Annotated in this window: 9 protein-coding genes, 1 tRNA gene and 2 pseudogenes; 3 read left to right on the top strand and 9 right to left on the bottom strand. The window is 36.1% G+C overall.

What is annotated here, in order from left to right; all coding sequences use genetic code 11:
- The first annotated feature begins 13 nt into the window (after positions 1–13).
- The 3 genes from AM629_RS16180 to AM629_RS16190 all read left to right on the top strand — a co-directional run bounded on the left by AM629_RS16180 (position 14) and on the right by AM629_RS16190 (position 2,166).
- Positions 14–241 (top strand): YejL family protein, encoded by a 228-nt coding sequence (locus AM629_RS16180; RefSeq protein ID WP_054480295.1) that lies wholly within the window; start codon positions 14–16, stop codon positions 239–241.
- A gap of 33 nt (positions 242–274) precedes the next feature.
- Positions 275–2,014, top strand: coding sequence for an LPS biosynthesis-modulating metalloenzyme YejM (yejM, locus tag AM629_RS16185; RefSeq protein WP_054480296.1), 1,740 nt, complete (start codon positions 275–277; stop codon positions 2,012–2,014).
- A gap of 75 nt (positions 2,015–2,089) precedes the next feature.
- Positions 2,090–2,166, top strand: a tRNA-Pro gene (locus tag AM629_RS16190).
- Positions 2,167–3,090: 924 nt separating this feature from the next.
- On the opposite strand, the gene AM629_RS23055 is transcribed toward AM629_RS16190, so the two are convergent.
- The 9 genes and pseudogenes from AM629_RS23055 to AM629_RS16235 form a co-directional block, all read right to left on the bottom strand.
- Positions 3,091–4,044: a phage tail protein gene (locus AM629_RS23055; protein WP_083451944.1), complete on the bottom strand. Its 954-nt coding sequence runs from the start codon at positions 4,042–4,044 to the stop codon at positions 3,091–3,093.
- A gap of 370 nt (positions 4,045–4,414) precedes the next feature.
- Positions 4,415–4,892 (bottom strand): annotated as a pseudogene (locus AM629_RS16200) (phage tail protein); the annotation flags it as partial.
- A gap of 20 nt (positions 4,893–4,912) precedes the next feature.
- A complete protein-coding gene (locus AM629_RS16205) occupies positions 4,913–5,794 on the bottom strand; it encodes a tail fiber protein (protein ID WP_054480297.1) in 882 nt (293 codons plus the stop codon).
- 449 nt (positions 5,795–6,243) lie between these two features.
- Entirely contained in the window at positions 6,244–7,125 is an 882-nt protein-coding gene (locus AM629_RS16210) for a tail fiber protein (protein WP_054480298.1), read from the bottom strand.
- 325 nt (positions 7,126–7,450) lie between these two features.
- Positions 7,451–8,548 carry a phage tail fiber protein gene (locus AM629_RS22405; RefSeq protein ID WP_072161908.1) on the bottom strand — a complete coding sequence of 366 codons (1,098 nt, stop codon included), beginning with the start codon at positions 8,546–8,548 and terminating at the stop codon, positions 7,451–7,453.
- 345 nt (positions 8,549–8,893) lie between these two features.
- A complete protein-coding gene (locus AM629_RS16220; protein WP_054480299.1) occupies positions 8,894–9,481 on the bottom strand; it encodes a gp53-like domain-containing protein in 588 nt (195 codons plus the stop codon).
- A 408-nt stretch (positions 9,482–9,889) separates the two neighbouring features.
- On the bottom strand, positions 9,890–10,660 hold the full coding sequence (locus tag AM629_RS16225) for a hypothetical protein (protein ID WP_054480300.1): 771 nt from the start codon (positions 10,658–10,660) through the stop codon (positions 9,890–9,892).
- 380 nt (positions 10,661–11,040) lie between these two features.
- A pseudogene (locus tag AM629_RS25300) lies at positions 11,041–11,271 on the bottom strand (gp53-like domain-containing protein); the annotation flags it as partial.
- 520 nt (positions 11,272–11,791) lie between these two features.
- Complete coding sequence (locus AM629_RS16235) at positions 11,792–13,207, bottom strand: tail fiber assembly protein (RefSeq protein WP_054480302.1); 1,416 nt, start codon at positions 13,205–13,207, stop codon at positions 11,792–11,794.
- Positions 13,208–13,429: the final 222 nt, after the last annotated feature.

The following is a 13,429-nucleotide window of genomic DNA, read 5'->3' on the forward strand; positions in this document are numbered from 1 at the left end:
GAAGTTTAAATTTATGCCACAATCATCCCGTTACAGTGACGAACACGTTGAACGTTTATTAACAGAATTAGTCAGTGTTCTGGAAAGAAACCATACGCCGACAGACCTTTCTCTAATGGTACTGGGCAATATGGTAACAAATTTAATCAATACGAGTGTGTCTCCTGCACAGCGCAGACATATAGCTGACTCGTTTGCACACGCGCTTAAATCTTCAGTCAACGAAGATAAAGCCCATTAATTTTTTAACTAAAGACCAAAACGTAAACAAAATATGGTGACTAGCCGTCAGCGTTATCGTGAAAAAGTTTCCCAGATGATTAGCTGGGGGCATTGGTTTGCCCTGTTTAATATCCTGCTCAGCCTTGGATTAGGCAGCCGTTACTTGTTTATTTCCGACTGGCCGGGCTCACTGTTCGGCCGAGTCTATGCTTTGGTCAGTTGGCTTGGACACTTTAGTTTTATTGTTTTCGCCGCTTACCTGTTAATTCTGTTTCCGCTGACATTTATTGTCATGTCACAGCGCCTGCTAAGATTCCTTTCGGCTATTTTCGCCACAGCCGGGCTAACGCTGTTGATCTTCGACAGCGCCGTATACGACCGTTTCCACCTTCACCTTACACCTTTAGTTTGGGATCTGGTGATCAATCCTGATCAGGGGGAACTGGCACGGGAATGGCAACTGATGTTTATCTGTATTCCAGTCATTTTTCTGGTACAGATGTTATTTGGCACTTGGAGTTGGCAGAAACTACGTAGCCTGAATCGGCAACGGGTCAGTAAGCCATTAGCAGCGGTTTTCATATCTGCCTTTTTGGCTTCCCATCTGATGTATATCTGGTCTGACGCTAATTTTTACCGCCCGATAACCATGCAGCGTTCTAACCTACCGCTCTCTTATCCAATGACAGCGCGTAAATTTCTTGAGAAACATGGCCTGCTAGATCAGAAAGAATTTCAGTATCGCCTTATGCAACAGGGTGATCCTGCTGCTTTGTCCGTTGAATACCCACTTAATAATCTGACTTATCAGGATCAGGGAAGCGGATACAACCTATTGATACTCGTTGTTGACGGGCTGGATAATAAAAATATTACAAAGAATATGCCCGCTCTTTCCCATTTCAGAGAAACCGGCATCCAGTTCAATCAGCATTTCAGTACTGGTATTCAAAATGATACAGCCTTATTCGGGTTATTTTATGGCATTTCTTCCGGCTACCTAGATGGAATACTTGCTGGGCGTAAATCATCAGCACTATTCAATGCACTGACTCATCAAGGATACCAATTTGGGTTATTCTCCTCGGAAGGGTTTAAAACTCCGCTTTATCGTCAGGCATTGCTTTCCGACTATTCATTACCCACTGCGGTCAACCAAAGCAACCAACTTACAGTAGAACAATGGCAACAATGGCTGAATTTACCCAATACCAGTACCCTATGGTTTTCTTTACTGAAGATAAATGGATTAGATAAAGCTGCCGAGCCAGCTGACAAATCAGCACTGGATAACCAAATTAACACCGTATTAGAGACACTGAAAAACAAAAACGCTCTGAATAACACGGTAATTATCATTACCGCTGACCATAGCGAAATCGCAGCTACCCAGCCACCTAAGTGGATAAATAATGATAGATTCAATCGTGTGCAAATGCATGTTCCCCTGCTTATTCATTGGCCCGAAACGCCACCACAGACAATCGATAAACTGACTAGCCATCAGGACATCATGACAACATTAATGCAACGCTTGTTGCATGTTAGCAATTCTCCTAATGATTATTCTCAAGGTGAAGACCTGTTTGCAGCACAACGTAACAATCCATGGATTATTACTGGTGATAATGGTTCTCTAATTATTACAACCAGTGAAAATACTTTATTTCTGGATAAGAACGGGGGCTATTACCTATATGACCTCGAAGGCAACGAAGTCAAAGATGCTAAACCCAATCTGGCACAGCTGTTACAGATACTAACAGAGGTTAAACATTTCATAGCTAATTAAATGCTTAAAAATCAATCGGTCACAAAATTCAGTACTTGCTTTTAGGCAAAAAATCAGTACTATAATACGAATTATCGGCATGTAGCGCAGCTTGGTAGCGCACCGTCATGGGGTGTCGGGGGTCGTAGGTTCAAATCCTATCATGCCGACCAAATTTCCCTGGAAAAACCAACCTGTTACGGTTGGTTTTTTTATGGGTGGAATTTGCTGAGGGAAAAATGGTCAACAGAAAGTAGGAAAGGTGCGTTAGTTTCTACGGGGTTTTGTTATCGCCAAAGCAGTATGTATACCCAATAGATTTCAAGTTGCAGGGCGGCGGCAAGTGAACGCAGCCAGCAAAGCAGCAGCTTGAAAGATGAAGGGTATAAATATCCTTTTTATTGGTGATTACTATTCGTAACCGATTTAATTAATTATTTTACATCTTTATTTTGAGAGATTAATGTCTATGCCGTTTGCCTAGATAAATGATGTAAAATGATGCAATGTCCTACTAATTACATTGATAGTATAAAGATTGAACGATCATATGAGAAAGTAAAAACCTCTATTTTCCCAGTGCAGAAATTTAAAAAGTAACAATAATATTTTTGGATTAAAAAAATACTTAGGTAATGGTGGGGGCATTATTAAAAATAAAGTAGCTAATTTTATATTTAAGAAAAAAACCAAACACTCCATTAATATGATTCTGTTAACTATGAAATAATTAACAATTTTATTTCAGACAAAAATTACATTTCCTGTCAGATAATACCAGCGCTATGTATTCAGAATTTTACTTTAAACAAAAATAATTTCCTAAGTTCTTTATAAAATGAAAGAATCCATCGAGTTATCATGCCTAAAAGAACTTACAACAGTAAACTATTACGTAAAATACATCGAGTGAAAAATCAATTTATTAACTCGGTTTTTAATAAAAGAATAAAAAGAGAACATCTCTTTAATACGGATTAATGTACTTTCCCCAAATATTCGATTTTGCACTACATAAAACATTCCTTCAAACGTAAATGAAGTACAAAATCGAGTTTCAAAATCAAATTTAGTGAACTATTCAGGCAAATATCATCTTAATACCCTATTGCTATATAACTGAAATTTAATAAACTTTGATTACCAGTTAGTGTAAATCCCGTTCTACTACGATTGGTGGTTCCCATAGACTGATAACCTGAACTATCGGTTACCATAATTACAAAAACTGCATTAGGAAATACTCTCGGAAAATTAAAATTCAATGATTGACCACTTCTCCAAGAATGACTTGCCCATTGATAAATTATCCCTGTATCCTTGCACTCCCACCAACCATTGCCAGAAATATTTGCAGTATTTTTTGCGCCATATCTACTATCACTCTCCTGTTTGGTATAGCACTCCCCCCTTACCGCATAATTCCCAGCAGGTTGGTAGCTGCCACGCGGTTGGTATCGTCCATCCGATTCCCCTTTTGAATATGCCCCTACATCCCCCGCACTCAGATTGACATCTCCACTCAACACCTTACTATTCACTTTCCGACTATTCGGTACTGCACTTTTCGCCAGATTCACCGTTTCCACCAAGCCGAGGTTTTTCACAAACGCATTTTTATCTGGAATATCTACGCCGTTTTGATTTTTTGCCAAAACACTATCATTTACAGCAGAAACAAGTTTCTGAGTTGCAGCAAGTGTATTACTATTGCCAGTCACGTCTGTAAGTTGAACAACACCTTTTTGTGTTAATGAAGCAGTTGGAACTTCTGTTGCGATCTTTTGTTCTAAGGCTCTATTTAATTGAGCAGTGAGTTTGTTTACATTCCCATCATCCAAAACATCCTCACCAGATTGTTCCGCAATAAAATCAGCTAAAACCGATGATATAGTTGATGATTGCCGCAATGCCTTATTTAACATATGAGTGGAAACATCATTTGGTGGAAACCCAGTCAGTAAATCCTTACTTTCTTCATATAATCTCTGACTCACGACATTCGCATTATTACTAATAGAAAAAGCTTTAAAATCATTCTTCTGGCTCATATATAATCCTTAAATTAAATGATATTATTTTATAGACGACTTATCACAATTCAGTGTATTTCAATAAAACAATAATAAAACATCCTTATAACTCAGAAATATGATTATTTTTGTGTAATTAAAAGAGTAAAAAACCAATATTTCTTAACCAAAGACACCACGCTAAATCTATTTATATTTAACATCCGAAATCACTCTGCTATTGTATTACTTACTGAAATATTTTATATCTCAGAGTAATATTTTAGTTCTGTAATTACAGCATCAACAAAATCACTGTCTGAATGGCCTGAATAAACAGGCCATTTTCATCACTTCGACACTTCCGGCCATTCGATGCCAGGAACTTGATCCAATACAGCCTTATTCATCAAGCAATCCTCACAATATAATTAAGTGCTACGTTTCGCGGACGTGTTTCTATTCCTGTTGAAGCAGCAACCGCATTATCCATATAACCGAAGCCACCAGATCCCATTCCGATAGCAATACCTAATCCGCGAGAATCAATTCCGTAGTTAACTCCTTGGTAAACACTATTGAGAATACGGCTTGGTGTATGTACCTAAACCTTCAGCTCCAGCATTTGAGTTGGACCACATCCGGCCAATCCTATGACTATGCGGAGCGATATCTGCCAGTTGATTGGAAAGTAGATATCCGTCCACCCCACGCCCATCATCCCAGCCACGAATAAACTCACCCCGCAAATCGGGTAATACACCAGATGGATATGCTACCGCTAATTTTGGATATAAAAATTTATCAAAGATCGCTCCATTACATTTCACCCATCCATTTGGTGGTACGTCAGTCGGCCAGGGAAGAGGTATTCCTACCGGAATCTCTTCAAGTAAAGATATGCCCATTATGCTGCCCTCACTATGTAATTAAATGCGATATTTCGTGGTCTTGACACCCCTATGAAACTGTAATCCGCTGACCAATCTTTCTGAGTTCCAGAATATACCGATTTTACCGAAATATTTTTATTTTGGGGAATATCCCAGTGCAATTTTGATAGCTCATTGCGTGAGAAGGTAATAATAAAATTATTCGCCCGATCAACATTCTGTACTAAATAAGCCCCCTCCTGCCATGACAATATTGGACGAAATGGATCAACATTTCGACCACTGTCCCAGCCTCGAATAAATTCACCCCTTAGATCAGGCAATTTACCGTCAGGATAAGCCTCAGCTAACTTTGGATACTGTAATTTATTAAAAAATGCCCCGTTACAGACGAGATGATCTGTAGGTGGATAAGGTAATGGCCACGGAATAGGAGAACCGACAGGAACTTCACTGACCGTTTTAATCCGATTATCTATCTCTTCGAGGGTATATTTACGTAATGAATTTACTATTTCTTGAACAAGCTTTTGTGTCACTGCCAATGTGTTACTATCGCCAATCGCATCTGTAAGCTGGACAACACCTTTTTGTGTTAATGAAGCATTGGGAATGTCTGCTGCAATTTTTTGTTCTAACGCTTTATTTAATTGAGCCGTAATTTTGGCTATATTCCCATCATCAAGAACATCATTGCCCGATCGTGTTGCGATAAAATCAGCTACAACTGATGATATTGTTGACGATTGTCGTAATACCTTATTTAATACATGAGTAGAAATATTCTCCGGTGTAAATCCAGTCTGCAAACTTTGATCTTCTTCATATTCTTCTTGACTTACTATATTTGCATTATCACTAATAGAAAAAGCTTTAAAATCATTTTGGGGATTCATGTGTTTTCCTTAAATTAAATAATACCATTTCGTAATCAATGTATTTGAATTATTGTAAAAAAATTCCAACTCAATTCATTTCAATCAGAGTATAGTTCATAAAAATAATAATGCAGTGTTCTTATTGCTTATAATGTTAACTATTTTTGTATAATTATCAGCAATAGGAAATTCAACACCTTGGAATATAATATATATTCATAAATACATATTTAACATATTGAAACCATTTTCCTTTTATTCTTCCTCTCTATTTATGAGAAATTTACATATAAACCGCCAAAATTAAAAAATGAGACAAGGAAAATAAATAGGAATAATTATTCTCCTACTTTAGTTATTCATGCTTCAAAGACAACAATTCAGTTAGAAAAACCAACCGATTATGGTTGGTTTTTTATAAGTTAATTAACCCGGCTTTTACTTTACTTCGGATTTAAAGAATATTTCTATTCTGCTCTTACTATGTAATTAAAGGCGATGTTGCGGGGACGAGTTTCGTTTGCAGTACGAACAATGCGAGATGAATCAAATGCAACATGCATTAGGTTTCTGGTCACAAACCCAGATGTTACAACAGTACCTGGAGTTGGAGTATTCGTGAATGCGCCATTTGCATATGAACTAAACGTATTCTCAGTTGAGATATTTATATTACCTGTAATATTTTGCATCGTATCTATTTGTGTAGATAATATAGGGCGATTCGTATCAACCCCACGACTATCATCCCAACCACGAATAAATTCACCTCTTAAATCAGGTAATCTACCGTCAGGATAAGCTTCCACCAACTTCGGATACTGTAATTTATTAAACGCTGAACCATTACAAGTGAAATAGCCAATAGGTGGATGGGGTAATGGCCACGGAATAGGAGAACCAACAGGAACTTCATTGGCTGTTTTAATCCGATTATCTGTATATTCACGTAGTGAATTTACTATTTCCTGAACAAGCTTTTGTGTCACTGCTAATGTGTCACTATTGCCAATTACATTTGTAAGCTGGACAGCCCCTTTTTGTGTTAATGAAGCACTGGGAATGTCTGTTGCAATTTTTTGTTCTAACGCTTTGTTTAATTGAGCCATGAGTTTAGCTATATTTCCATCATCCAAAACATCACTGCCCGATTCTGTCGCAATAAAATCGGCTACAACAGATGATATAGTTGACGCTTGACGCAATGTCTTATTTAACAAATGAATATCAATATCATGGCCTGGTGCTAATCCAGTCTGCAACTCTGAACTACTTTCATATAAACTCTGACTTACTACATTAGCGCCATTCTTAATAGCAAAAGCTTTAAAATCATTCTTGACACTCATATACAATCCTCACGTTAAGTAATATCACTTATTTACAAAAAAAACATTAATTATTATGCAAATAACCCATAATAATTCACATTGGTCATAATCTAGTTCATAAAAATAATAATTCGTTGTTCTTACTCCTTATAAAGCCAATTATTTCCATATAATTGGCGATAATAAGCAGTTCAACATTTTGAACTGAAAATATACCTGTTATCTTTCAAGTTGCCTCTTTGTTGACTGCACTCACACCGGTCACAGAGTTATCTATGCTCCCGGGGGTTCGCTCCCTTGCCGTCACGATCCATCTTGAAATCTATTGGATATATACTTGAAACTATTTTTCTCTTATTCCTTCTATCTCTTCCTGCAACCTGTTCTGTTTTAAATTCCAAGACGAATCTTCCGGCATTTGGACACGAATATCTAAGCGGCAATTCTCTGGAATATCGCAAGATTCTCCATCTTTATAAAAAACACGTTCATCGTTATCATCGATACATTTAAGTCGCCAATTCTGAAAACGTGCTGGTAAATGAGAATGTTGTCTGTGAAAAGTTTCGATAATAATAGAACCATCAGGTTGAATACGGTTATCGATAAAAATCAACTCTAACCCATTTTTATCTTTTGGTGCTGAAATACCACCATGCTCTCCCCATACATCATCAGCATTACAGCCTGAAATATTTGAAATGCGATATACACCCGTTCCCTCTTTAGTGACTTTTGCGCCTTCAGATTCTTCATTAGTTGAAAACTCACCATCAGAGTAGAGTTTGACTATCGGTGAGACTCTCTTGAGAAATCCATTAGCATCGAATGCGCTGTTTACATCTTCAATTAAAATTCTTTTTTTTCCTTTAAATTTACCATTTTTGTCAAATGCGTATGTATGTATTCCAAACCCTTCTTGACCTCCAGATGTACTGCCGTATTCAAAAGAAATTCCTCTTGAGTGTGGAATCCCTGCACTAGGGTGAGCGACATGAATAGCTAAACCACCTAAGTCCGCCCACCCATTTGGACGTAAGAAACCCGACAATGACAAATCGCGCAGGGATGGGTCATCACCTAAATTTGCTGCCTTAGATAAGATACAACCAGATGTTTTTGTATTCGTATTTAACCGAACAAATCGATTATCAGATTCTACTTTGATTTTTTGTTCTAATGCTTTATTTAATTGTGCAGTGATTTTCGTTACATTACCATCATCCAAAACATCACTGCCCGATTCTGTCGCAATAAAGTCAGCTACAACAGATGATATGGTTGACGATTGACGCAATGCTTTATTTAACACATGAAGATCAGACCGTTTTAATTCATAAAATCCATCCTGCAATTCTGGACTATTTTCATATATATTTTGATCAACTACATTAGCACCAATCTTAATAGCAAAAGCTTTAAAATCATTCTTAATACTCATATACAATCCTCAAGTTAAATAATATTTTAAAAAAACATATTAAACTATTGTGCAAATAACCCATAGTAATTCACACCAGTCATAGTCTTGTTCAGAAAAATAACAATGAAACATTCTTATGAATTAGAATGTTAACTATTTTTACATAATTGACTAAAATAGAAAATTCAATATTAAAATACTTCCATTCCCTATCCTATTTCATTTTTTACCAAAATTTTCCCATTGAAGATTACGCATCGGATCTTTCAATATATAAATAACCAGTTTATTAATGAACCAGAAACAATATAATTTCATTCCTATTCTATAAAGTAAAATGCGTTTATTTTCACGCTGCAGTAATTAATATCCGATCGCAAAATATCTCACATAATTATTCGTTAACGCATTTGTAGAATTTCTGCACGTTACAATAAACTGACTTGCAGAAACAGGTACAGCAGCAACCCCAGATCCAAAATTATAAAAATCAGCATATGTTGCCACAATCTGGAAACAAGCATTAGGAAATGGAATTGTGAAATTTCTATAATCACTTATATTCATAGAGCCGTTTGCCTGTCCCCACTGAATAATTATCCCTGTATCACCACACTTCCACCAACCATTTGCAACCTTATTAGCAGTATTCACATTAAGATTACAGCACTTTGCAATTTTTCGATCTATCACGCTTTTTAATTGTGTGGTTATTTTGGTTACATCACCATCATCCAAAACATCACTGCCTGATTCTGTCGCAATAAAATCGGCTACAGCGGATGATATAACCGACGATTGACGCAATGCCTTATTTAATACATGAATATCAGGCTGTTTGCCTGAATCAAATCCATCCTGCAACTCTGATCTACTTTCATAATAATATTGACTCAATGCATTTGAATTATTATTAATAGAAAAAGCTTTAAAATCATTCTTTACACTCATATACAATCCTCACGTTAAATAATATTATTTATTTACAAAAAACACATTAAACTACTATGAAAATAACCTATTAAATAATTCAACCCTGTCATAGGCTAGTTCAAAAAAATGATAATAAAATATTTTTGCAACCAAAATAAGCAACTATTTTTATATAACTATCAATAATAAACAACCCGACAGATTGTAATCGAAAAACTCAGTAATACTCTATATTTTCCCAAGTCTATTAACTGAGATTTTTCTTTATCACTTTCCATATCATTCATATATAGCCAAAATCTTTATTTAAATTCTGGCTATATTCTTAAGGTATTCATCAAGAGATTATTACCTGAATTGGCATCAGGCTAACCAATAAATAGCTACCAGCCAAATATACCCTCAAAATAATAATTTATCATTATCTTATACACCTAAATAAATGACAGGTATCATACTGACATTTAACGGGCGATTTTCGTTTGCCGTTGGCACTACCTTTGATGCATCAAAAGCGGCGTATGCTGAATATCCATGATTACTATTAGCATTTGTTCCCGCAGCAACTACTGTTGCGGTACTCGTAACACCATAAAATGCGCCACTGGTACGAGTAAAAAGCCCATGCGTCCACCACCCCACATCACCTGTAATATTTCTAATCGCATCTCCCTGTATCACACCTGGCTGCAAACCAGCACGCACAAATACTCCTCGTCCATCAACAAACAGATTAGGAAGGTTAATTTTACCATCACGCAACTTGATTCCCCATGCTGCCTTATATGCATTGGATAAATTATTCAATGCCCGACCAACAATTGAATCAATCGCATAAGCAGCACCATTTGCAATATATTCTCCTTTAGCTAAATCTGATGCTGGATGTGCAGATAAATAGATATCACCTGAACGTTTAGCACTAACATTTTCCAAAGCCTTTTTTAATTGTGCCGTGAGTTTCGCTACATTACCATCATCCAAAACATCTTCACCAGATTGTTCTGCAATAAAATCAGCTAAAACCGATGATATGGTTGATGATTGACGCAATGTCTTATTTAACAAATGAACATGAATAGTACTATTTGGTGCTAATCCAGTCTGCAATTCTGGACTGCTTTCATATAAATTTTGACTCACCACATTAGCACCACTCTGAATAGAAAAAGCTTTAAAATCATTTTTTACACTCATATAAAACCCTCAAATTAAATAATATTATTTATTGACAAAAAACACATCAAACCATTATTAATATAACCCATAACAATTCACGTTAGTCATAGCCTAGTTCATAAAAACAATAATAAAACATTCTCATGAGTTAGAATGCCAATTGCTTTTATATAATTATTAAAATCAAAATAATTTTATTTATAAATATCTCAATATATTATTATCTAAAAGTAGCATTGGATGAATAAATTAACTATGACATATCACCATCGGACTAAAAATAAATTCAAAGGTCTAAGTTTCGTTGAGTACAGAACTCAAACTTCAATCTAAAATATCCAGATTCCCAAATTCAATTTAACAATATAAATCACTAACACTTTCACTATAAAAATATATCAATATCCTATTGCAAACCAAAACGCAGAGATTTCAATCGGGTATGCCCAATAATTAAATTCTGTTACAGATAGTTTGTTCGCAACAATATTATATGATGATTTTATATCAGTTTTATTACTTAAGGTTAATAAAACATTTACACAAACATTAGGAAACTGAATAGGAAAATTAACGGGTGTATTATGTCCTGTCCAGTTCACGGTTCCCCACTGATAAACCACTCCTGTATCCCCACATTTTCACCAACCATTAATATCCTTACCAGCTGTATTCATATTAACTTTAGTTATTTCATAAATAATATATACCCTTCATCTTTCAAGCTGCTGCTTTGTTGGATGCGTTCACTTGCCGCCGCGCTGCAATCTGAAATCTATTGGGTATATTAAATTATTATACGAATGACTTATCTCCATTCGGGTCAATTAGACGTCTTGATCAGACGTCTAATTTAAAAACAATCAATCAAATATTATTATAATTTAGGATATTAACCACTTTTGTATAATTGGTTACAATAGGTAATTTAATATTAAAAAGTTATTATCCCCCTCTTTCATTTCTTACTATACCTGTTATCTTTCAAGTTGCTGCTTTATTGGCTGCTTTCACTTACCCCAGTCACATCGTTATCTATGCTCCTGAGGATACGTTCACTTGCCGCCGCACTGCAATTTGAAATCTATTGGGTATATAATTTTTCTATTTCAGGTTATAGATTGAATCTCTTTCAGTATCCTATTTTCATTATTTCGGCTGCTCCGGCCATTCAATATTGGGTGCTAATGAAACATCAATTCTGCTCAACATCACCCTATATTGCTTCCATGCCAACAGATCTGTTTTTTCTTCTTCGGTGGCAATACCTAAATCGACAGCATCTTGTAGTGGCCCGACAAGATTATTAACTTTAGCCAGTGACTGGAATTTCTCATGTTCTGCTTGCTGTATTAATTCCTCTTTAGTCGGAACATAAGTATTATCAGATTCTATTTCCGTATCCTTCCCAACAACTTTGTCAGCAGGTTTATTCAACGAGTTATATTCTTGAGCCCAAGGGGTCCATGGATTATCATGGAATTGGCTACGTGTATATATCCGACTGCTGTTATAAACAAAATAACGTTGAATAACCCCAGCCGCTTTCAATACAATAAGCGAACCGGCAAGTGGTTCAGGATAATTGACTCCATTTTTAGCATGAGCATTATATTCCTGATAATAAATCCCTGGTGTTTTGTAGTAATCCAGATTCACATTATCACCTAAACCAATCGCCTGCCCACTCAAAATGTCCTGAGAAGAAATAGTGATATCCGTAGATAAAGATTTTCCATTTACCTTACGGATTCCGGCAATATATCGAGAATCAGATTCTATTTTTGTATATGCGCCAATCTCCTCTGCCGAAGGTTTATTCAGAGTGTTATATTCTCTAGCCCAAGGGGTCCATGGATTATCATGAAACTGGCTACGTGTATATACCCGACTACTGTTATAAACAAAATAACGTTGAACGATCCCAGCCGCTTTCAACACAACAAGAGAACCCGCAAGCGGTTCAGGGTAATTAAGGCCACTTTTGGCATGGGCATCATACTCTTGGTGATAAATTCCTGGTGTTTTATAGCTACTTAAATCCGCCTTATCACCTAAACTAATCGCCAGCCCACCCAAAATATCCTGGGAAGTAATAGTGATATCCTCAGACAGTGCTTTCCCATTAATTTTTCGGGTATTAGGTATTTTGGCATTAATATTTTCAAGTAATGAATTTACTATTTCCTGAACCAACTTTTGTGTAACAGCTACTGTGGCACTATTACCCAACACATCCGTAAGCTGAACAACCCCTTTTTGTGTTAATGACGCATTGGGAACTTCTGTTGTGATTTTTTGTTTTAAAGCTTTATTTAATTGCACGGTAAGTTTCGCTATATCACCATCATCCAGAACATTATCGCCAGATTGTGTTGCGATAAAATTAGCTATTACAGATGATATTGTTGATGATTGACGTAATACTTTGTTTAATAGATTAATAGGAATATTATCTGGTGGAAACCCAGTCTGCAAACTCTGGTCTTTCTCATATTTATCTTGACTCACTACATTAGCATCATTACTAATAGAAAAAGCCTTAAAATTATTCTTGGCACTCATATACACCCCTTAGTTTAAATAGAATGATTTACATCATACCCTTCATCCTTCATCCTTCAAGTTGCTGCTTTGTTGGCTGCGTTCACTTACCCTAGTCACATCGTTATCTATGCTCCTGGGGATGCGTTCTCTTGCCGCCGCGCTGCAATTTGAAATCTATTGGGTATAAATATATTAAATCATTGTTTAAAGGCAATTATTAATAATTTAGGACAACCATAG

This window comes from Photorhabdus heterorhabditis (genome assembly GCF_001280945.1).
GTDB lineage: Bacteria > Pseudomonadota > Gammaproteobacteria > Enterobacterales > Enterobacteriaceae > Photorhabdus > Photorhabdus heterorhabditis.